A 22,511-nucleotide genomic window follows, 5' to 3' on the forward strand; every position below is an offset into this window, starting at 1 on the left:
AGCCAAATGAAAAAGCCTATTGTAAGATATATTTTTTATTTCCTCTGCCTCTACGACCTATACCTCTACCTGCCGGACATTTTCGATTTGTTTGGTTCAGATATCCAGCCACCTACTATCGATTACCTGCTTTATTTCGATGCAGCCATGTTATTATTTGGCGGGATAGTGATTGGGATTATATTGATACGAACAGAGGGAAGGTTCAACAAAGTTTTAGGCATCATTATGATATTGATGAACATGATATTCACACCCTGGTTTATTTTGAGAGGGTTGCCGGGGTAGGTATTTGCTAATCCCCCTGTTGTGTTGTAAATTTGGGTATGACCATCACCATAAACCCACAAACCGAACAAGAATACCAGGCACTGGTTACTTTTTTAAACGCAAACGGCTACGACTATCAGGTAGACCATGTTACCCAACTTCCCGGTAACCAAATACCACCTATCAATTTGGACGAAACGCCCGAAACCCGCGCAGCAAGAGATGCTGAACGTGATAATAGGGGCCCGAGGAAGCTATTTTAAGTGATGGTTCATGAATAGACCTCTATACTTATTACTCATCGTTTTAAGCATACTATTGTCCTGTAAAAACAAAGCTCCAAAATCTTCTGATAGAGTGGTTGATACAGCTAAAGGTTTGCGTGTGGGTGAGTCGGCTGATTTTGCTTCCTTTTTTAAGAAGTTTAAGGCAGATTCTATTTACCAGATAGCACATGTTAAATTTCCGCTAAGAAAGGTAGTGGCGAACGATGAGGGAAATAGTGAAACTGCGGACTACACCAAGAAAGACCAATGGCGGTACACAACTTTTGAAAACCAAAAGGACCAGATATTTAAACAAGCTGTGGTAAATAAAACTAAAGCTTCTGTACGCTACATGGTTAAGGATACTGGAATTTATATAGAGTTTGTTTTTTTATATGACCAGGGCAAATGGCAGTTGGTTGCTTTGAAAGATGAATCGGATTGAGCAGTCCGACTTTAAAAGTAAAACTTGCATCATACTTAAGCTTCGTGCTCTCTGTGAAACCTGAGCGCCCTCTGTGGTTGAACAATGTAAATATACTTAGTGTTTTAAACGAGGCTTTTACTGCCATTGAATTTTAAATCCAACTCACTCAATATCACCCCCTTTTATTCTGTTAAAAACCGCAATAGCCTTGTTACATTCTGCTCTTTAAGTTTTCAATAAATTTAAGTACGTTTGGAGAAACTGATTTCAAGACTATTGTAATTGATCTTATTAAATTAAAACATGAAGGTATTTGTAAAAAAATCTATTGAACAGCTAACTTCTTCTGTAGATGCAGAAGGCAGCCTGAAGCGAACGCTTGGGGCGGGCAGCCTTATCGCGTTGGGTATTGGGGCTATTATTGGCGCGGGCTTATTTGTAAGAACGGCCGCTGCCGCCGGCGAACACGCGGGCTCGGCAGTAACGTTGTCATTCATTGTAGCGGCAATTGGTTGTGCGTTCGCGGGCTTATGTTATGCCGAATTTGCTTCTATTATCCCTATTGCCGGTAGCGCGTACACTTACGCTTATGCCACCATGGGCGAAATTGTTGCCTGGGTTATAGGTTGGGCGCTAATATTAGAATACGCACTTGGCGCGGCCACCGTGTCCATCAGTTGGAGTGAGTATGCCAATAAGCTCCTCGGGGGCAGCATACCCTACGAGTGGTGCCACTCGCCAATGGAATCTATTATGGTAAACGGCCAAAGCGTGCATGGTATAGCTAACTTACCTGCTTTGTTGATCCTTATCGTATTATCGTTGCTACTTATAAAAGGTACTCAGGAATCAGCTACGGTTAACGGTATCATCGTATTTATTAAAGTTGCTATTGTATTGGTGTTTATTGCTATTGGCTGGCAGTTTATTAACCCGGCTAACCATACACCATACCTTATCCCTGCCGATGCACCGGATATTATACAGCAAAATGGTAAGCCATACTCATACGCGCCATTCTTTAACCACGGTTGGGGTGGTATCATTAGCGGTGCTGGTGTGGTTTTCTTCGCTTTCATCGGTTTCGATGCTGTGTCAACCGCTGCACAGGAAGCTAAGAACCCTAAACGCGATATGCCTATAGGTATCTTGGGTTCATTAGTGGTTTGTACCATCCTTTACATCCTTTTCTCTTGGGTGTTAACAGGCGTAGCCCCTTATACCGATTTCATGAAATCGGGTAAAGAGGCTTCGGTAGCGTTCGCAATCAGCAATTATATGCACGGTTATGGCTGGTTATCAACCATGGTAACTGTTGCTATCCTTGCTGGTTTCTCATCAGTTATATTGGTGATGTTAATGGGCCAGTCGAGGGTGTTCTACACCATGTCTACAGATGGTTTATTGCCAAAAGTATTTTCAGACCTTCACCCAAAATTCCGTACACCATACAAAAGCAACATGATCCTTTTCATATTTGTAGGTGCGTTCGCGGCATTTGTACCGGGCAGCGTAGCGGGCGATTTAACCTCAATAGGTACATTGTTCGCGTTCATCCTGGTTTGTGTGGGCGTTATCTTACTTCGTAAAACCGATCCGAATTTGCCTCGTCCGTTTAAAACACCGCTTGTACCATTGGTACCTATATTGGGCATTATTGTTTGTGCGGGTATGATAGTTGGCTTGCCACACGAAACGCAGTTAAGCGCTTTGGTTTGGATGGTTGCAGGTTTACTAATCTACTTTGGTTACAGCAAAAAACATAGTAAATTAGGTAACGTGGCAGATATATTGCCAAAAGCATCCGATTTTGAAAAACAGTAATTAAGCTGTTACGATATTAAAAAGGTTCTGCATTTGCAGAACCTTTTTTGTTTAAAACGCTTTTGTTATGGATGACCTCTAAACGGATACTTTGGGTACTTGTATTTATTGCCATTATTAACTCTATGGGGTTTGGCATCATTATACCCCTGCTGTACCCATATGGTAAAAAGTTTGGCGTTACCGAGCATACCATCGGCCTGCTTACCGCCGCGTTCTCTATTGCGCAGTTCTTTGCCACTCCGGTCTTAGGCTCATTGTCTGATAAATATGGCCGTAAGCCCTTACTGGTTTTCAGCCTCATTGGCACCGCCGCATCATTTATTTTATTTGGCCTGGCCAATAGTATTTTTATGCTTTTTGCCGCGCGGATATTAGACGGCTTAACGGGCGGCAATATTTCTGTGGCGCAGGCCATGGTGTCTGATATTTCCTCACCTAAAGAACGCGCCAAAAACTTCGGGATCCTGGGCTCGGCATTTGGGTTTGGCTTTGTGATTGGACCTGCGATAGGTGGTTTGCTAAGCAAGTTTGGAATGAAGGTTCCGTTCTTTTTCGCGGCAGGCATTGCCATATTAGGGGTGTTACTCACCTGGTTCTTTCTGAAAGAAACCAACAAGAACAAAGGAAAAAAAGCCGACGGTGAATACAAATTTACGTTTGCGGCCTTATATACGGTGTTGAAGAAGCCGGTAATAGGCACAGCCATCTTTACCGGTTTTTTGCTTACCATGGCGCAATTTACCATGCTCATTGGTTTCCAAACCTTTAGTGTAGATCAGCTTAAACTTAACCCGACACAGATAGGGCTGTTTTACGGGGGCTTTGGCATCAGCGGGATATTAATGCAGATGCTGGTACCGGCTATTAAGAAGGTGATATCTTCGCAGGCCACCATTTTGCTTATTTCTACTTTGTTTTGCCTGGGTATGATGATCGTGGCGGGGCTGGCAACAGGTTTTGTTTTATTTGCTGTTGGGGTAGGCATTTACGGCTTATTTAACGGTTTGCGTAACCCCATGCTTAATGCCATCATCGCCGACAGGATCGACGATAACGAACGCGGGCAGGTAATGGGCCTCAATCAATCCTACATATCCATAGGTCAAACTTTAGGGCCGGTAGGGGCAGGCCTGGTTGCCGCTATTTCTGTACATAGTATATTCTTTTTATCATCTTTATTTATTTTAATTGCACTTTTGTTTAGTATCCGGTTGATCATAAAAGAAAAACAATCCTAAGCTTATGCATCCACTTATATTTAAAGAGGTATTATCTGTAACGATGATCCTTTTCGCCATTATAGATATCCTTGGCGCCATACCCATCATTATCCAGCTACGCCAAAAGGTTGGCCATATCGAGTCGGAAAAGGCGAGTATAGCCGTATTGGTGCTGATGATAGCTTTTTTATTTGTAGGGGATGAATTGCTGGCGGTTATTGGGCTCGATATATCTTCCTTCGCGATAGCAGGTTCTATCGTGATCTTTATCATAGCGCTGGAAATGGTGTTGGGCGTAACCTTTTTTAAAGAAGAAGCGCCCGAGGCCGCGTCCATCGTTCCGCTGGCTTTTCCGCTGATAGCCGGGGCCGGTACCATGACCACCCTGCTCTCCCTCAAATCGCAATATCAAACCCAAAACATTATTGTAGGTATCATCCTGAATACGATGTTTGTTTACCTGGTACTTAAAAATGTAAAGTGGCTGGAGAAACTGTTCGGTAAAACAGGCTTGCATATCCTGCGCAAAGCCTTTGGGGTGATACTGCTGGCTATCGCGATAAAATTGTTTAGGAGTAATTCGGGTTTATAAGACGGATGCAAGATGCCAGGAATCAAGACGCAAGAATTAAAAAAACAATAAGATCTATTCCCTACGCGTCATTGCTTTGTACCTTGCAATGACTTATTCCATAATAATTATCTTGATTCCTGATTCTCGATTTCTTACCTCTATTCCGATCTCAAACTCTTTACAGGATTGGCCAGTGCCGCTTTTATAGTTTGTAAACTGATAAGCACAGCCGTAACTGCAAGCAATGCAAACACTGCTATGGCGAATGGTACGGCTGTTAAACTTATTTTATAGGCATAATTGTTAAGCCATTTACTCATCATCCAGTAAGCGAGCGGGCAGGCTACGAGGCCTGCGATGGTTACTGTCCCTAAAAAGTCCTTGAGGAAAAGCAGCATCACATCTTTAACAGACGAGCCTAAAACTTTACGAATGCCTATTTCTTTGGTTCGTTTCTGTATGCTGAGCGAGATCAATCCTAATACACCCAGCAGCACTATAACTACTGCCAGGCCCGTAGCCAGGTACGAAGCTTTTTTAAGCTGTAGCTCGGTTTTATACATTTTGGCAATGGCCTCGTCCATAAAACCATATTCGAACGGTGCACCCGGCAATACCTCGGCCCATTTCTTTTGAAGCGCGCTAATGCTCCCTTCGATATTACCCGGTTTCAGTTTGATAGAAAAATAACGATAAAAGGGCGACCAGTTTACATTAATAAAAGTTACCGGCGTTATGGGGCTTTGCATCGAGCCGAATTGGAAATCGCCTACAACACCCCGTATAGTTAGCGGCGGCATTCCCTGCGCCTGAAACTGTTGGCCGATGGCATCCTGCGCCTTTTTGAAGCCCAATGCTTTTAAGTGTTTTTCGTTGATCACTACTTCGGCGGAATCGCCCGGCGCATACTGCGGTTTAAAAAACTCGCCTGCCTTTAGCGGAATACCATATGTTGCCGCATATTGGTTATCAACCGTTAATACCTGTGACGCGAAGGCCTGGTTAGGGTTGTCGGACATTTTATAGGCTTGCACACTACCTCCGTTATTCCCATCCGGAATAGCCCATGATAATGCAACCGAACTCACCTGCGGCAATTGCGACAGGCGGTAGCGTTTATCTTCCATTTTTTGCACGCCGATTTTGCTCCAGTCCCGCGGAAGTTGGGCGTAAACCACGTAATCTTTATCGTAACCCAAACTTTTGCCAAAGAAAAGGTTGATCTGTTTAGAAATTACGATGGCACAAATAAGCACTACCGCGGCGGTACCAAATTGAAAAGCGATAAGCGATTTGCGGAACAACACATTGTCTTTTACCCTGTCGAGCTTGCCCTTAAGCGAATCTATAGATTTTAGGGATGACAGCACAAGGGCGGGATACAGACCAGCCAGTAAGCCAATCACCAAAGCTAATATTACAGGTAATGCATAAAAGTAAAGCGGGAACGAGAACAATCCGTTGATATCTGTAGCTAACAAATTTGCAAAGAATGGCCTTGCCAACGCATAAATACCAAGGGCTATTAAAGTAGCTATCAGCACCATTAATATAGATTCGATAAGAAACTGCCAAATGAGTTGCTTGCGTAAGCCCCCCAATACCTTGCGGATGCCCATTTCCTTCATGCGTTGAGAGGAGCGGCTGATGCAGATGTTCACAAAGTTGATAACCGCCATCAGTAAAATAAACAGCGCTATAGAGGATAGCGTGTAAAGCATCTTTTTGATGCCGGATTCTAAATAATAGGTTTTGAGTGGAACAATGTAGGGGGTGAGGTTCTCCGCAATTTGCGGGGCAGCATTCCGTTTGATCAGGCTTTTCATTGGCCCGGTTAACGCTTCCGGCTTAACCCCTTCTTTTAATTCTATAAGGCCTACTATATTGGTATTGTTCCATCCATCCAAACTGCGGCCAAGAAATTTAGCCGCCGCGGCCGGTAAAAAGAAGGTGCTGTTGCTGGCATCAATAACATTAATAACCGAGTTCTTTTTTAATTTTTCTAACACACCGGTGATCACGAAGTCGTGTTTGGTGCCTGTGAAACTTTCTATACTTACCGTCTCGCCAACTACGTCGGTTTTACCAAAGTATTTAATAGCCATTTCCTGCGTTATCACAGCCGAAAATGGGGCATTCAAAGCCGTTATAGGGTCGCCATTTAGCAGCTTAAAGCCGTACATGTTCAGGAGTGTACTGTCGCCAACCTGCAGGCTCTCACGGAAGTGTTTATCACCTTTTGATACATTAGAGCTTACACCATCCCAATGGTAATAATTGGCAACCAGGTTTGGATATTCCTCTTTTAATGTCTTGGGCATAGGGGCAAGGGCCGTTAACACAAAACCCATGTTTGGGTCTTTCCATTTGCTTTGAATAATGTACTGGTTATCGGAGTTCTTCAGGTCGGCGTTAACATTAACCTCATGCCAAACGTAGGCGGCAATTAGTAAGGTAAAGGCTATTCCAACAGAGAGGCCGAAGATGTTTATAAGCGAAAATAGTTTATGTTTCCAAATGTTTCTCCAGGCAATGGTAAAGTAGTTGTGCAGCATAGGTGGCGGTTTGTTAAAACTAATTTAGCTGCTAATACGCAAGGAGTGAAAAGATTAACATTTTTTAACTAAAGTGTCTGCATTAGTATGATCAGCCTATAGATACAGGCGGCTGAGCTACAGTTTCTATTTATTGTCCTGTCTCTTGACTCTTATTTCTTGAATCTTCTTCCGGCGCTACCATCCTTGCCACAAACATGGTGTCAGCCTTATTTTCAAACCCGGACAAAACTTTCATTTCTTCCAATTGCAAGCCAAGCTGTTGGGTGATGTAGTTCACCGCGTCTTCATTCTCGGCTTTAAATGCCGAACAAGTGATGTAAATAAGCGGCTTGCCGGGTTTAAGGTACTTGGCAACATTGGTAACAATGGCGTGCTGGAGGCGCTTGAAAAAGTCGGTTTTATGGATCTCGAACTGGCTGATCATTTCGGGCGTACGGCCCCAGGTGCCCGATCCGCTGCACGGCGCATCAAGGATGATACCGTCGAACTCGTAGTTGTATAAAAGCTGTTCGTTATTCTCGGTAAGGTCCATTACCTTTTTCTGGTATTTACGCAGGCCCGCGTTTTGGAACCGCTCATCTAAATTCGACAAAACAGACTCCCGGATATCGGATACCACCAATTTAATATCAGGCTGCAGACTATGCAATAAAAGCGATTTGCCGCCTGATGCGGCGCAGGCATCCCACCAGCTATCCCATTTTTGGGGCTTAAAGTAATTAGCCGTTTGCTGCGACGACAGGTCCTGCACCTCAAACCAGTGCTGTTTAGGGAAGATAGTTTCCAGCCTGGTGCCATTTGGCAGGGAGAGGCAATTATTACCTTCATCTTTAAAGGCAACGCCTGCTTTGGTTAGCTCTGCCTTTACCTGTGCTTCAAAACCCTTAGCTACGCGGATAAACAGATCGGGCTGAATGAAAAATGATTTCAGGAAGGCGTTTTTATCGATCCCGGCAGATAACCGCTCCGTCCATGGGAACACATCTTCGAGATTAAAGTCCGGGTAAGTAGTTTTAATCAGGTTTATCTTTTCATCGATGCCAAAGTTTATACATGCCGCCCAGTCGGGTTTAAAGTGTTGTAAAAATGAATTGGTTTGTGTGTTACACAGGAACTCGGCCACCATTAAACGGTCTTCGGCCGGCAAATCGGGCAATGCACGGCCAAGACGAAAGTAGTTGTAGATCAACCTGCCGGCAACGCGCCTGTCGGTAGATCCCATCTGTTTGTTTTGACGATAAAAGCCAGGTAAAAATTTCCCTAAAGGCGTATCAGCCGGGTATTCACTCAGTATTCGCTGAAACGTCTTTAACTGGTTTATGGCTTTCATTCTACTTTCTTTAGGTCGAAATTTTGGTATCTGAGGATATCCACATGCGTATTTATCCAGCCTAACCCCGGTTTTTTAATAAAGTGGAAACTGTTGTGCAGGCCGGTAAAGTCTTGCAGATCTGGCTTGTTCATATTCTCGCCATCGGCCAATAATTTTCCAAAATATAAACCCTGGTCAAAGCCTTTGATGGCATAGTCAGTAGGCTCGGCGTGATAAGTGCGGCGATAGCTGCGTAAAAAAGTATTGGTTTCCGCGCTTTTGTAATTAACCTTATCGGTAGATGTAATATGCGTGTTCAGCCTTTGTAGAAGCGCCGCCTTCAGGAACGTGTATTTTTCCCAGTTGGGATGCCCAAACAGCGTTACCGGGAACTTTTTTGAAAGCGTATCCAGCGATTTTAGCGTAACCATTAAAAAAGCCTGTTTGGTAGATGGTACCAGGAATATATTTTGATCTTTATTAGATAGCTGTGCAGCCAAAGGAGTTAAGTTACCCCTTACTACCGTAATATTTACCACTTGTATCTTACGTTTGCTCAAACTATCTAAAGTGCGCTTAAATGGCGATGTATAAAGCTTTTCGGCGCTAAAGCCGGAGTTTAATATGAATACCTTTTTAGGTTTAATACTTTTGGCAATGAATGTAGCCGCGCCCATAGCATGGTACTCTAACGGGGGCGTCATGGTAACCAGGTTTTGGTTTTTGAACGTTGCCGGCGCGGCTGGTGACAGGGGCGATACTATAGGCTTTCGCGCCGAGGTTAGCATGGCCGTAAAGGCTTTTACATCATCCGGGAATACGGGACCCACAATTATTTCGCTGTTTTTTACCTGCGGGTTTAGTCCCAGGCTGTGCGCTTGCGCGGCGTCATCCTTACTATCAAAAATTTGAAGTTTGTAGTTGCTCCCATTGGCTGTAAGCGAATCCAGCGCCAGCTTAAAACCCTGGTAGTACTCAACCGACATGTTGGCCATTTTTAGTTTGGCCGCAGTGTAGCGCTGCCCGCCAGCAGCATGATCTAAACCGAAAGGGAGTATGAGCGATATAACCGATGCCTTTGCCTCCGGTGTTTTCACCGGGGGCTTTTCGGCAGGCTTTACTGGTTTTGTTACGGGATTTTCAGTTGTTGTTTTTACGGTAGATGAAGGTACAGTTCGTACTTTGGGCGAACATGCACCAAGTATCAGCGCCGCTAAAACAAATATAAACCACTTATTCCCACTCAATGGTGGCCGGTGGTTTCGAACTGATGTCATATACTACCCGGTTAATTCCTTTTACGTTGTTGATTATCTCGTTTGATATTTTAGCGAGCAGGTCGTAAGGCAGGTGGCACCAATCTGCCGTCATCCCGTCTAATGATTCTACCGCGCGCAGGCAAATAACGTTCTCGTAAGTACGCTCATCGCCCATAACACCTACCGATTGAACCGGTAAATAGATGGCGCCTGCCTGCCAAACTTTATCATAAACACCGCCACTGCGTAAATTGTTGATATAAATCGCATCGGCTTGTTGTAATATGTCAACTTTCTCGGGTGTAACATCGCCCAGAATCCTGATAGCCAGTCCGGGACCCGGGAAAGGGTGGCGGCCAAGAATATTAGGGTCGATACCTAAAGCGGCACCTACACGGCGTACTTCGTCTTTAAAAAGGGTATTTAGAGGTTCTACAACCTTCAGCTTCATAAAATCGGGCAAACCGCCAACGTTATGGTGCGATTTAATGGTTGCCGACGGGCCTTTTACCGAAACAGATTCGATAACATCCGGGTAAATAGTGCCCTGGCCAAGCCAGCTTACACCCTGTACCTCGTGCGCGGCGTCATCAAAAACTTCGATAAAAACGCGGCCAATGGCTTTACGTTTTTTCTCAGGATCGCTTATGCCGGCCAATGCATCGTAAAAACGTTGCTTGGCATCAATCCCTTTTATATTTAGGCCCATGTGCTGGTAAGAGTCCAGTACCGATTGGTACTCGTCTTTACGCAGTAAGCCGTTATCAACAAATATACAGTGCAGGTTTTTGCCGATGGCCTGGTGCAGCAATACCGCCGCTACCGATGAATCGACACCGCCCGAAAGGCCTAAAACCACCTTGTCATCGCCCAGTTTCGCCTTTAGTTCGGCAATAGTGGTTTCTATGAACGAATCCGGGGTCCAGTCCTGGCTGCAATGGCAAATATCTACCAAAAAGTTCTCCAGCAATTTCTTGCCATCAATACTATGGGTAACCTCCGGGTGGAACTGGATGCCGTAAGTTTCGGTACCGGTTATATGGTAAGCGGCAACTTTAACACTATCGGTACTTGCAATAATTTCAAAATCGTCTGCTATCCTGGCAATTGTGTCCCCGTGCGACATCCACACCTGTGAGCCAAGCGGCACATCTTTAAACAGAATGGTATCTGGCTTAATATAATCCAGGTTAGCGCGGCCATATTCGCGTGTGCTTGATGCCAGTACCTCGCCGCCATGGAAATGCGCTACGTATTGCGCGCCATAACAAACGCCTAAAATAGGCAGTGTTTTGTGGTGTTTGGCAAACTCAAAATGAGGTGCATCATCCTGACGTACAGAATACGGGCTGCCCGAAAGGATAATACCTTTTACGCTTGCGTCAACTTCAGGAACTTTGTTAAAGGGATGGATCTCACAGTAAATATTGAGCTCCCTGACACGGCGCGCGATAAGCTGGGTGAACTGCGAACCGAAGTCAAGAATGAGGATTTTTTCTTGCATGGGCAAAGATAGGATTGCAAAGGCAAAATTCAAAAGTAAAAATCAAAAGGTTTTAGATAGGATAAATAATATAAATACAAGACGTTATTCTTTAAATGAGATAAAGCCTTCAGGTTCTGCTATCAACATTGTACCATCTTTGTTTACAGCCATCCCAAGTATAGCTTCCCACCTACTACTAGTGAATTTTTTTAATGACCATTGTTTATTATGTAATTTGATAAGTCCACTGTTTGTAGCCAGCCAGGTATCGTTCTCGGCGAACTCGAAGCCTCTTACTGTTTGATCTGGAAGCTTTGAATTTGAGGTATTGAAATGCGTCCATCTATCATTTTTTAGAATTGAAAATCCGCCTTTTCCAAGCCCTCCGTTATAACCAATATATAACGAGCCGTCGGGTGCATATTTAACGGCCATAACAACGTCGAGCTGCAATTCAGAATTGTCGCTATTCAAAAGTTTGAATTGTTTATTGTGATATAAAAATAATCCCGAATTTAGGCCTATAGCAATATCGCCATTAGGGTTCACGGCAATGGAGCGGATAGTATATTGATATATTGATTCTTTAGGGAGCGAAAATCGTTCCCATGTTTTTCCGTTATAAGTTACGATGCCCTGTATGCTGCCGAAATACAATTTGCCATTGCCATCTTCTGTTGCACAATGCACGTCGTTTATTGTAATTCCATTGGTATTCGAACTAAAGAGTTTCCACGACTTTCCATCAAAGCATGCGAGCCTGTAATTTTTATAGTTATAGGAAAACCAGATACTGCCTTTTTTATCTTTAAATAGAAGATCAAGTTTGTGGCTGTTTACTGCTGGATTATTATAAGGAGAAATTGCTTTTCCATCATATACAAAAATGCCCTTTGTTCCTATCCAAACCTTGTCTTTGTCTATTATAACCCGAGATATTTCATTATCTGGTAATACCGAGTTGGTATGATTAAATATCTTGATGTTTTGTGCAAACACATAATTCGCAGATAACGCTGTGATGAAGGTAATTAAGATTTTATACATTGCTGTTCAAACTGTTACAAAGGTAAATATTCCCCCTAAAAACTCGCCCCGATCCTTATCGCCTGATTTGCCCCGGCTATTTTGTTGTTGAACGATGTGCCGTACATCACCCTTAAACCGATATTGGTTTGGAAACCTAAACCCAGTTCGGTGTAGTTTTTCAGGGTAGGGGTAGAGAGGTAGTTTACGTTGATGATCTCTTGCAACTTCAGTTTCCGGATAACAGGGATCATGTTAGTAATGAGGCCGCTAAAGTTGTGCTCCAGATGACCCTCCAGGTACTTGTCGCCTGTGCTAAACTGGTAAAAATCCAACAGCAGGAATTTGTTGATGCCGCCCTGGTAAAACAGCACCTGATTACCGCTAAAGTGGCGGTAATCGGTATAATAGATGTTTTTGGTATTAAAGAAATTACCCGCTGCTACGTAAAATGATGTTTTACCATAAAAGCCCATCGGGATCTCTGATTTGGAAATATCCGCCGAGATCAGGTTATAATCCGCATCAGAACCAAACACGTTCTTAACGGCCTTGGTGAAGCTTAAACCGATCGTCGGGTATTTCGACGGGATGTAACGCTTGCCTGTAGGGTAGGTTTCGTAGCGGTTGCTAAAATCATAAGTGGTGCGCACATTTACCTTGAACGACTGGTTCTCGGGGAAGAGCGGTGCATCTACACCCGGCGAAAATGGATTATTGGATGTAAACTCGTGGCCTTTGGGGTGGAAGAAGCTATAATCGGTGGTGTTTGATAAGTATTTGCGGTTTGCCCACTCCGCACTTGCGCTTGCCTGCCAGCCACCATAGATGCGTTTAGATATACTTGCCGAGGCATATTGCTTTTGATAAAGCTTTTCAAAATTTTGCCTGTTCAGCAATGTGTATGCCGTGTTCATGAACGCGCTTATGGGTTCGCGGTTGTTCATATCTATCACATCACTTCCGCCCGAAAGATTAAGTGTCGCCGAGCCCACCGGCATGGTAATGCCGCCTGTTGCATTAAAAAGTTTATTAGAGAAGCCGTAACGCACCTTACCGTATACATTGATGTAGCGGTTGTTGATACTGTCTATCTGCTTGGTGAACGAGCCGCCATAACCAAGCGCCAGGCCTTCAACAGTATTATAGGTTACTGAGCTAAGCAAGGAATTGAAATTATAGTACTCATGATCGTACCTGTTGCGGTGGCGGTAGCCGCCTAACAGGAATTTACCCACGCTGAATTTGTTGTTTACCTTATCCAATGAATCGAGGTAAGGTTTGGATTCGCGTTTGGCGGCCAGTATGGCTTTCTTTTGGTAGTCTATTTTCTCCTCATCGGTAAGTGGGATGGGGCGTTCCTGTTCCCAATAGGCTGAATCTTTTTTGTTTACCCCTTTAGTGATGCGCAACACTTCGGCAAACTGCTTTTTGTCGAGTTTAGGGTCTATCTCATAATTTTTATAAACCGATATAAAATAACCGCCAAATTTAAAGCCGAACAAGCCGCCCGTAAACTCAAATTTTAGCGACGATGGCATCCACACTTTATCGCCCACCGGGAAAAACTGCTCGTTAACCTTTAAGGTATCTACAAAGTTGATGTTAGATTTTTTAGTGATATACAGCCCAAGGCTTTGGATGCGCCAGCTATCATCCATAATATAAATGTAGCCGCTAAAACAAGGGTCGTATGCGTTGCGTGGTGTAACCTGAATCTTATTAATGGTTTCGCCATTTTCTGTAGTGAAACCAACGTATTTGTATTTGTAATAGGATAAGGCGTTATCGGCAATAGGCGAAATGAGCGGGCGGTTACTCAGGCCTTCCCAGATTTGCAGGTTTTCATAAAAGTTCACCTGCATGTCCGACGCTCGGTTGAAGGTAAAGGCCCGGTTACTGCCTGAGAATTTGGACGAAATGATTTCCTCGTGCACCTTATCAGGCCTTATAAAGCTGTATTTAGATTGCGATTCTGACAGGTAAACAATACCACGACGGTTAGAGTCGAGCCCGTTCTCGCGGGCTATCTTTTGCACGTCAACGCCCAGGAATTTCTTTGGCGCGGCCAGTAACTTTTGCAAGCCTTTGATATAGATCTCGCAGGTGTAAGCATTCACTTCGTTGAGGTAAGTCTTTCGTTTTTTTATCGCCTTGCGGATGACGGCATAGGCCGGATCTTCGGCGCCGGCGCTTATCGAAACTTCTTTCAGCTGGTAATCTTCGGCCTTTAGGCTAATGTTGATGTTCTGGTTAGCCTTCAGATCTATGGTATGGCTTTCCTGCTTAAAACCTATGGCCTGGTAACGCACATCGTAGCGACCTGCCTTTAGATTAAGCGTATAGTTGCCATCGTTATTGGCCGATGTCCCTTTTGTAGTATTGCGGATGTAAACCGTAGCGAAGGGTACAGCGTTGCCCGCGCCATCGGTAATTTTACCGCTGAGGGTGTAGTCCTGCGCGAATAATGAAGCTGTTAAGAATAAAAATGTGGCAATAAGGAAAGATGCTTTCATGAACAGGATTTAGTACCGTAAATATGCTGAAACATTTTAGATGCGGAATGTTAATGTTTGTTAAACAAAAAGGCGTATTTATTTCTAAATACGCCTTCATTTAATATCCTCCAGGTCATTTACTCACCCCGACTTCACTCCGTTTGTCGACCCTCTCTGCTTCGCAAAGAGGGTGAGCATGTTGGAGTAATATCGCTATTTTAATATTTGCTCTATCTTTTCTAACTCATCTGATGAAAAATCGATGTTATCTAATGCCTTTAACGAGTCGGCCAATTGAGCAGGTTTGCTGGCGCCTATGAGTACCGATGTTACACGCTCATCCTTTAGCAGCCAGGCCAATGCCATTTGAGCAAGGGTTTGGCCGCGCTGTTCGGCAAGTGTGTTGAGTTTTTTTATTTTGCCGATAACCTCGTCAGTAACCTGGCTTTCTTGTAAAAATCCTGTTGATTTTGCCGCGCGGGAATCTTCGGGGATGCCGTGCAGGTATTTGTTGGTTAGTAAGCCCTGTGCTAATGGCGAGAACGGGATACAACCTACACCGTCTTTTTCAAGCACTTCTAACAGGCCGGCCTCCGCATCGCGCACGAACATCGAGTATTTGGGCTGATGGATTAAACAAGGCGTACCAAGTTGCTTTAATATGGCGATGGCTTTTTCAGCCTCTTCCGCATTGTAATTGGAAATGCCTACATATAAAGCCTTGCCCTGGCGAACGATAAGGTCTAAAGTGCTCATGGTTTCTTCCAGCGGTGTTTCAGGATCGGGGCGGTGGTGATAAAAAATGTCCACATAATCCAGGCCCATGCGTTTAAGGCTTTGGTCGAGGCTGGATACCAGGTATTTTTTCGACCCCCAGTCGCCATAAGGGCCATCCCACATGGTGTACCCCGCCTTACTGCTGATGACCATTTCGTCGCGGTAGCCGGCGAAATCTTCTTTCAGGATCTTGCCAAAATTGGTTTCGGCGCTGCCCGGGGGCGGGCCGTAATTGTTTGCCAGGTCGAAATGGGTTATGCCACTGTCAAAAGCCAAATGCAAAATGCTGCGGAAATTCTCCATTACATCTACATGGCCGAAGTTATGCCAAAGGCCTAAGGAAATAGCAGGCAATTTTATACCGCTTTTACCGCAGCGGCGGTATTGCATTTTATCGTACCGGGCACGAGAGGGTAGGTAAGTCATAATTGTTTTGTTTATGGCTAAAGTAATATTTCTGAACCGGGATTAACTGTTTTTTACGATTTTTTGGATAAAAGCTTCGACAAGCCCTCTCCTAATGACACTACGGCTTAACTCATACCACCTCTGCCACAACAAATGTGCTACCCCCGGCAAATACCAAATCCTTGTCGGTGGCGTTTGCTTGCGCAGCATTTAGGGCTTCTTTAACTGAATTGTATGTATTTCCTTTCAACTCAAAACCTTCTGCTTTTTCCTTTAAGCTTTCTGCTTCCAGGCCTCGTGGAATGTCGGGGCGGCAAAAGTAGTAAGTGGCATCTTTGGGCAGCATGGAAAGTACCTTGCTGATATCTTTATCGTTCACCATGCCTATCACAAAATGCAGGTGGTGGTACTTTACGTTAGCGATGTTCTTTAACACCTCTGCAATACCTTCGGGGTTGTGGCCGGTATCGCAAATAGTTAGCGGGTTATGGCTCAAAACCTCCCAGCGACCGTGCAGCCCTGTTAGCGTTTTAACCTGTTTTAACGCAGTTGTTATATGCTCATTGGTAATGATAAAACCTTGTTTGCGCAATTCATCAACGGCTGTTAAAACGGTACGTACATTATTTAGCTGGTAAGTTCCGGGGAGGTCAATTGTTAAGTCGTAAGTCTTAAGTCCTGAGTCGTCAGTCGGAACTATAAGTGTCATAAAATCAAGGTTTGCCTTTGAATTTTGATTTTTAACTTTTGACTTTATAACCGAAGCAAAAACCAGCGGTGCATCTACCGATTTTGCCTTTTCTGTAAATACATTAGCAACTTCCTGTTGATATTCGCCAATAACTACAGGGGTAGAGGGTTTGATGATACCCGCTTTTTCGCCTGCTATTTTGGGCAATGTATCGCCCAGTAAATTCATATGATCCCAGCCAATATTGGTGATGACGGATAGCAGCGGACTGATGACATTGGTAGAGTCGAGCCTGCCGCCCAAGCCTACTTCTACAATGGCGATATCCACCTGCTCTTTGGCGAATACATCAAAGGCCAGGGCTACCGTCATCTCGAAGAAAGATGGTTGGATCTGTTCAAAATCGGGGCGGTGTTTGGCTACGAAGTCGATAACCGTTTGCTCACTTATCATTTCGCCATTGATGCGGATGCGCTCGCGGAAGTCTTTTAAGTGAGGCGAGGTATAAAGGCCTGTTTTATATCCCGCGACCTGCAATATAGCCGCCAACATGTGCGATGTTGAGCCTTTGCCATTTGTGCCACCCACATGCACGCTTTTAAACCCGTGCTCGGGGTTATCCAGAATATTTAACAGCGCGATGGTATTGGTAAGGTCTTCCTTGTAAGCCGACGCGCCCACCCGGGTAAAAACAGGGAGCTGGGTGTAGAGATAGTTGAGGGTTTCTGCGTAGTTCATGGCTGATGGTTCATAGTTCATGGCCGAACTACTTGCCTACAAATTTAGTATCGAAAACTGAATTGAAGCATTAGCCAAAGAAATTTTACAATTAACTATAAGCTTTTAATCAATTCACCTTAAACACAAAAGTCAACGTTCCTTTTTGGTTTTCGGGAGCCGTTTCTGAGGTATTGAAGCGGGATCGTTTTACTGCGTCTTCGCATTTTTGCAGCAGGGCAGCATCTGTTATTGTTGTGCCCCGTGCGCCTGCTGTGGCCTGTATTACATTGCCGTTTTGGTCTACTATAATATCAACCACAACTTTGCCTGTATAACGGTTACCAGCGTCAACCCTTGGCGCGCTTACAAAGCTACGCTGGGTAAGGTTTAAATTACCACCATTGCCGGAACCTGTTCCGTTATAGTTATTGGTAAGCGTAGTACCTGTGGGTTTGCCCTGGTTGCCCGGGGTATTGCCTGTACCGTCGCCCTCGCCGGTGCCGTTGTTGGTTTTACCCTTGTAAAGCGCGTTTTGGTTAACTGCCGGCTTTGCTTCGGTTTTGGTAGTTGGTTGCGTAGCTACTGTTGTGCTTGGCTTTTTAGTATTTGCCGTAACCTCGGGGGCATCATCGGTACTTTGGGTAACTAGGTTTTTATCACTATTATCTACCTGTTGCTTTTCTTCGGTTGGCGGGGCAGGGGTTACCTTATCTGGTTTGGTATTATTGGCTTTTTCGGCAACGGAGGGTTCCTCGGTGCTCATGTAATCGCTACCCATTCCTTCGTCAACCGTGCCATAATTTACCAGGATACCGCCGGTACCTTCCTCGTGTGGCGGCGGATTATGAAAAACAATAAAATAGCACAAAGCCATCACCAGGCCAAGTATGATGCCTGTTGCTATAAATGCCTTCGGATAATTATTTTCTTCCCTGTAATCCATTTTATTCAGTTTGCAATGGCCGGTTTGCGGTTTACAGTTATTAAATTAAGCACTGCAAACTTATAACTGCCCACTCCTTATCTTATCCCTTAGGTTCTGTTGCCAGTACCATTTTAATGTTCAGCTTTTGTGCTATGTCCATTACCTGTACCACATCTTGTATAGCTACGGTACGGTCTACGTATAAAACTATCGTTAACTCGGTTGCCAGGCTTTTATAGCTTTGCAGGGTTGGCTGCAGCTGGTCTACCGGCACCTGTTTTTTATCGATGGTATAAACCAAGTTCTTATCGATAGATACGTTGATGGTTTTTTTAGATACCGATTGCCCGCTTGATGATTTTGGCAGCATCAGCTTTACCACGTTTGGGTTGGTTACCGTTGACGCGATAAGGAAAAACAAAAGCAGGAAAAACATAATGTCGTTCATAGCGGAGGTGTGTACCTCTGCCGATGCGCCCCTGTGTCTTTTTCTTAAATTCATTTGCTTGGCTCCTCTAACAAGTCAATAAATTCAATGGCGTCGGTCTCCAGTTTCAAAATTACCTTATCAACCATCATATTTAAAATGTGGTAACATACGTATGCTATGATACCTACAAATAAGCCGGCTGCCGAGGTTACCATCTTAACATATAAACCACCTGATATTACACCCATGCTGATGTTATCGGTTTTTGAAATATCGTAAAAGATCTTAATTACACCCGCAATGGTACCCAGGAAACCAAACATGGGCGCAATACCGGCTACGATGCCTATAATGCCGATGTTCTTTTCCAGTTTTGATACTTCCAGCTTACCTACATTCTCAATGGCGCCTTCAATATCTTTTATTGGGCGGCCTATACGTAATAAACCTTTTTGCAGCATACGCCCCAACGGCGAATTGCTGTTGCGGCAAATGGCTATGGCCGACTGCAGATCGCCGGAGTGAATGCTGCTGCGTACCTGGCTCATTAGGTGCGATTCGTCTTTTGATGCTTTACGGATAGTAAAAAAGCGTTCGAAAAATATAACAAGCCCCAATATGGCCAGTATACCAATAGGTATCATTACCCAGCCACCTTTTATAAGCAAATCGCCAAAGCGTAATTCTTCATCAGGTATCTTGGCCAGTTGTTGAGTTGCGGCTGTTTGCGCGGTATCAATCAGTTTTGCGGTGGTATCTGCTGCAACCTGCAATAATAACATCATAGTTTTTGTTTAATTCTTAATTTGAAAATGTAGCCCTTTTTAGGGTTGATTATTTTATACCGAGCGGGCGTACGTAAACGTCCTTCTCTTTTAATTTACCAGTGTTTAAAATTTTGTCTAAAGCGGCGGCGGCTTCCCCTTTAGTACGGTAGGTACCTAATGAAATATTGTACTTTCTTCCGGGTACGCCTTCCGCTATATGTGCCTCAAAGCCCATCCTTTCGTAACGCGCTATTTGTAAGTTGGCTGCTGCAATGGTTTTAAATGCACCGGCCATTACTTCATAACGTGGCCCTGTAATTTTATTGTTTACAATTGGCGCACTTTTAGTAATTGTATCTGTAACAGGCGGCGTAACCGTTTTAACGGCACTATCTACTTTTACAATTTTCTTAGCGGTATCTACAGGTGTAATGGTATCTACTTTTGCCGTTACAACCGCGGCTGTTTTAGAGGGTTTGGGTTTAGGCGCTTCCAGGTTAAATATGGGAACGTCGTACCGGTTTACCAGATAAACCACCCCTACTGTTAAAGCAACAGCTAAAACAATAAATAAAATGGTTGAGTTTCGGCGTTTTTTATTTGTTAGGTCAACAAGGTAAGCCTCGTGTTCTTCGTCTGTCTCATATCGATAGCCTTCTTCTGCGGGTTCTTCTTCATGGGGTACTGCAACCGGAGGTACAAAAGTTTGTTCATTAACAGGGTCGGGCCCGGCGTTAACCGGCGCTGTTTGTACCGGCGCTGTACCCAGTTTGTAAAGATTGAGCGGCTCGTAGCCAAAAAACTCAGGGTCGGAACTGATACTTATACTCGGGCGAAAGAAAAGTTGATCGCCTTGGGTATAAAACCAGCCAAGGTTAGCCAGTGCCACCTCTTCAGATTGTGCCTGAAGCTTTATATTGGTGATGAATTTGTCGGTAAAGTATTTTGACGACGCCAGCGAAATATTCTTTTTATCGGCAATGTATTGCGTCAGCGTTTCATCCTCAATCACCTGCGGATCAAACTGTACCCTATAAGCGGGCGGATATATCTTGCCTTCCTGTTCGTTATAATGGCCATTGATACGGGTAAGTGCAAAATAGCCCAGGCCCGGCACACTAACATCGCCATGTTGCGCCAGCAGGTCGCTTATAAAATTGCCTACATCCATTCGCTAAAAGTAAGGATAATTATAAAACATCAAAAAGCTTAAAATGCATAGCCTACGCCACCAAAGATATTAAACCCGTAATTGGGGTAATAAACCCATGTTTTGCTACTGGCATTCAGGATATTATTTGCCTGAACAAATACCGAGAACTGTTTGTTTATTTTATATGTAGCCCCACCGCTTAAATCGGCGAATGATTTTATTTGTATGTATTGAGGTGCCGCAGGTGTACTGCCTGTCAACAACAATGGGTCTTGCGTACTGCCACGGAACATCAACGAGCCGTTTATATCAACCTTATCATTAATGTGGATGCTGGTACCGGCAGTTAATATAAATTTAGGCAGGTTCCAGGGCTGTGCCTCGCTGGCCATTTTGTAATCCTTAATTTCTATACGGCCATAAACATTCACATCTTCGCTTGCTTTAAAATCAAGCTCGCCGTTGAAGCCGCTCACGCGTGCGTCGCCGTTGTCATAAATAACCTGGTATTTGTTAAATGTAGCGGCAAAGTTGTTTACAAACAAAGGCAGGTCTTTAATGCTGTTGCGGTAGATGGCCGCTTTAAAGCCCAGCCCGGGTGCAAGTGTACCTTTTAAGCCTACAGTAATATCCAGCTTATCAACCGAGTTTTGCAAGTTGATGTTTTCGCTCAGGAATGGGTTAACATCTGTAAACTCTTTAATAGACGCGCGGTTTATATCGCCCTTAGCTTCGGCAAATAAACGTACATACTTTGGCACCACCTGGAACTCCAGTTTGGCGGCCGGAAAGATGTAGAAACGATCTGAAAAGCCAAACTCCTTGGCAATGTTTACACCCGCGTCAATCTTATAATTCTCGCCCTGGAATTTGATGTATGGATTTGCCCTTACAATATTGTTGCTTTGCGAATACAGCACATCTTTTTGAGAGCCAAGGTCTACCGAGGCGCTTAGCCCTGCATAAAACTGCTTAACGGTTTTATTTAAAAACCCGCTGATAACCACATTACTTTCTTTTGCGCTAAAGGCATTGTTAAATATGTAGCCTTTAAATTTAGCGGCGTAAGTAAAAGCGTTTTCTTCGTCTTTAAAGTTTTTAGCTATCTCGCCCTCGGCGCCAATGGTGTTAAATACCTGCTTAGCCGGGTCAAAAGGTGTAGCAGGTGGGTTATCCTGGTCTAAACCGTAAAAGTAGGTTTGATGGCGTTTGTAAGTAATGCGGCCGGTAAGCGTATTTTCGGCCATAATGCTTTTACCAAATACGCCCACTTCCTGGCGGCTGTCGTTTTGTTTTTCGAGCGATGAACCCGATTGCGCGAAGTGTTTAAGGTAACCGCCAACCTGCAGCGCCTGGTCTTTACCGTTGCCAAAATAGGCTTCGCCAAAAGTTGTTTTCATACTTCCTATACCCACCTTAGCATAGTTATTGGTTTGTACCGAATCTTGTTCAGGTGGCCTTTGCATAGCATCCAACTGGCGGATGTTGTTATCCTGTGCCAGTTTTTTATCTATAGGGGCGTAATTCAACGGCGCTTTGTAAGGCGTTTTATCTTCCAAATCAGGGTTGCGGCGAATTTTTACAGCCTCGGCCAAAACCGGTTTGTATGATGTAGTTACAACAATCTCTTCGGCAAGGCTGCTGTTGTTATTATTTGGATTAGTTTGCCCGCCTTTTTTAGTAGTATCTGCCGCTGCAACCTTAGATGCTGCATCGCCCAGGTTTTTAGCGCCCGCTTTTTGCACGGTGGTACTTTTGGCAGGTGCTTTAGCTTTTGCAGCCGGCTTGGCAGTAGTTTTAGCAGGTTGTTTCTTATCCGCGGGTTTCTTTGTTTGCGCCATGGCAGGAACAAAGAAGAATACCGTTAAAAAGGTAAGCAGTGTTATGGTGTGTTTTTGATTCATTGCTTGTCTTGTT

The 22,511-nt window shown here is 44.2% G+C and carries 19 protein-coding genes; 6 read left to right on the forward strand and 13 right to left on the reverse strand.

The window, feature by feature from the left end; genetic code table 11:
- Nucleotides 1-6 precede the first annotated feature (6 nt).
- From ACFQZI_RS03920 to ACFQZI_RS03945, 6 genes are all read left to right on the forward strand, one after another.
- The gene (locus tag ACFQZI_RS03920; RefSeq protein ID WP_377138683.1) at nucleotides 7-288 is read left to right on the forward strand and encodes a hypothetical protein; all 282 of its coding nucleotides are present in this window, start codon (nucleotides 7-9) and stop codon (nucleotides 286-288) included.
- A gap of 38 nt (nucleotides 289-326) precedes the next feature.
- Complete coding sequence (locus ACFQZI_RS03925; RefSeq protein WP_377138685.1) at nucleotides 327-533, forward strand: hypothetical protein; 207 nt, start codon at nucleotides 327-329, stop codon at nucleotides 531-533.
- 10 nt (nucleotides 534-543) lie between these two features.
- The gene (locus ACFQZI_RS03930) at nucleotides 544-981 is read left to right on the forward strand and encodes a DUF4348 domain-containing protein (protein ID WP_377138687.1); all 438 of its coding nucleotides are present in this window, start codon (nucleotides 544-546) and stop codon (nucleotides 979-981) included.
- 285 nt (nucleotides 982-1,266) lie between these two features.
- A complete protein-coding gene (locus ACFQZI_RS03935; RefSeq protein WP_377138690.1) occupies nucleotides 1,267-2,787 on the forward strand; it encodes an amino acid permease in 1,521 nt (506 codons plus the stop codon).
- 47 nt (nucleotides 2,788-2,834) lie between these two features.
- Nucleotides 2,835-4,028: an MFS transporter gene (locus tag ACFQZI_RS03940; RefSeq protein WP_377138693.1), complete on the forward strand. Its 1,194-nt coding sequence runs from the start codon at nucleotides 2,835-2,837 to the stop codon at nucleotides 4,026-4,028.
- Between the two features lie 4 nt (nucleotides 4,029-4,032).
- Complete coding sequence (locus ACFQZI_RS03945) at nucleotides 4,033-4,602, forward strand: MarC family protein (protein WP_377138696.1); 570 nt, start codon at nucleotides 4,033-4,035, stop codon at nucleotides 4,600-4,602.
- A 140-nt stretch (nucleotides 4,603-4,742) separates the two neighbouring features.
- Here ACFQZI_RS03945 and ACFQZI_RS03950 read toward each other — a convergent pair whose 3' ends face one another.
- The 13 genes from ACFQZI_RS03950 to ACFQZI_RS04010 all read right to left on the reverse strand — a co-directional run bounded on the left by ACFQZI_RS03950 (nucleotide 4,743) and on the right by ACFQZI_RS04010 (nucleotide 22,498).
- Nucleotides 4,743-7,139, reverse strand: a complete 2,397-nt coding sequence (locus ACFQZI_RS03950; protein WP_377138699.1) for an ABC transporter permease — start codon at nucleotides 7,137-7,139, stop codon at nucleotides 4,743-4,745.
- A 130-nt stretch (nucleotides 7,140-7,269) separates the two neighbouring features.
- Nucleotides 7,270-8,472, reverse strand: coding sequence for an RsmB/NOP family class I SAM-dependent RNA methyltransferase (locus ACFQZI_RS03955; protein WP_377138701.1), 1,203 nt, complete (start codon nucleotides 8,470-8,472; stop codon nucleotides 7,270-7,272).
- Nucleotides 8,469-9,701 (reverse strand): ABC transporter substrate-binding protein, encoded by a 1,233-nt coding sequence (locus ACFQZI_RS03960; RefSeq protein WP_377138703.1) that lies wholly within the window; start codon nucleotides 9,699-9,701, stop codon nucleotides 8,469-8,471. The genes ACFQZI_RS03955 and ACFQZI_RS03960 overlap by 4 nt, the downstream gene beginning before the upstream one ends.
- Nucleotides 9,688-11,217, reverse strand: coding sequence for a glutamine-hydrolyzing GMP synthase (gene guaA, locus ACFQZI_RS03965; protein WP_377138705.1), 1,530 nt, complete (start codon nucleotides 11,215-11,217; stop codon nucleotides 9,688-9,690). The genes ACFQZI_RS03960 and guaA overlap by 14 nt, the downstream gene beginning before the upstream one ends.
- Before the next feature lie 84 nt (nucleotides 11,218-11,301).
- Nucleotides 11,302-12,246, reverse strand: coding sequence for a hypothetical protein (locus ACFQZI_RS03970; RefSeq protein WP_377138708.1), 945 nt, complete (start codon nucleotides 12,244-12,246; stop codon nucleotides 11,302-11,304).
- A gap of 35 nt (nucleotides 12,247-12,281) precedes the next feature.
- The gene (locus tag ACFQZI_RS03975) at nucleotides 12,282-14,741 is read right to left on the reverse strand and encodes a DUF5686 and carboxypeptidase regulatory-like domain-containing protein (protein WP_377138710.1); all 2,460 of its coding nucleotides are present in this window, start codon (nucleotides 14,739-14,741) and stop codon (nucleotides 12,282-12,284) included.
- Nucleotides 14,742-14,936: 195 nt separating this feature from the next.
- Entirely contained in the window at nucleotides 14,937-15,926 is a 990-nt protein-coding gene (gene mgrA / locus ACFQZI_RS03980; protein ID WP_377138713.1) for an L-glyceraldehyde 3-phosphate reductase, read from the reverse strand.
- A 112-nt stretch (nucleotides 15,927-16,038) separates the two neighbouring features.
- Entirely contained in the window at nucleotides 16,039-17,358 is a 1,320-nt protein-coding gene (locus ACFQZI_RS03985; protein WP_377138716.1) for a bifunctional folylpolyglutamate synthase/dihydrofolate synthase, read from the reverse strand.
- An 88-nt stretch (nucleotides 17,359-17,446) separates the two neighbouring features.
- Nucleotides 17,447-18,262 carry an energy transducer TonB family protein gene (locus ACFQZI_RS03990; protein WP_377138718.1) on the reverse strand — a complete coding sequence of 272 codons (816 nt, stop codon included), beginning with the start codon at nucleotides 18,260-18,262 and terminating at the stop codon, nucleotides 17,447-17,449.
- A gap of 82 nt (nucleotides 18,263-18,344) precedes the next feature.
- Entirely contained in the window at nucleotides 18,345-18,746 is a 402-nt protein-coding gene (locus ACFQZI_RS03995) for an ExbD/TolR family protein (protein WP_377138721.1), read from the reverse strand.
- Complete coding sequence (locus tag ACFQZI_RS04000) at nucleotides 18,743-19,459, reverse strand: MotA/TolQ/ExbB proton channel family protein (protein ID WP_377138723.1); 717 nt, start codon at nucleotides 19,457-19,459, stop codon at nucleotides 18,743-18,745. The genes ACFQZI_RS03995 and ACFQZI_RS04000 overlap by 4 nt, the downstream gene beginning before the upstream one ends.
- A 49-nt stretch (nucleotides 19,460-19,508) precedes the next feature.
- Nucleotides 19,509-20,612 carry an HU domain-containing protein gene (locus tag ACFQZI_RS04005; protein WP_377138725.1) on the reverse strand — a complete coding sequence of 368 codons (1,104 nt, stop codon included), beginning with the start codon at nucleotides 20,610-20,612 and terminating at the stop codon, nucleotides 19,509-19,511.
- A gap of 38 nt (nucleotides 20,613-20,650) precedes the next feature.
- The gene (locus tag ACFQZI_RS04010; protein WP_377138728.1) at nucleotides 20,651-22,498 is read right to left on the reverse strand and encodes a hypothetical protein; all 1,848 of its coding nucleotides are present in this window, start codon (nucleotides 22,496-22,498) and stop codon (nucleotides 20,651-20,653) included.
- Between the last annotated feature and the right edge of the window lie 13 nt (nucleotides 22,499-22,511).

Source organism: Mucilaginibacter lutimaris (genome assembly GCF_042676625.1).
Taxonomy (GTDB): Bacteria; Bacteroidota; Bacteroidia; order Sphingobacteriales; family Sphingobacteriaceae; genus Mucilaginibacter; species Mucilaginibacter lutimaris.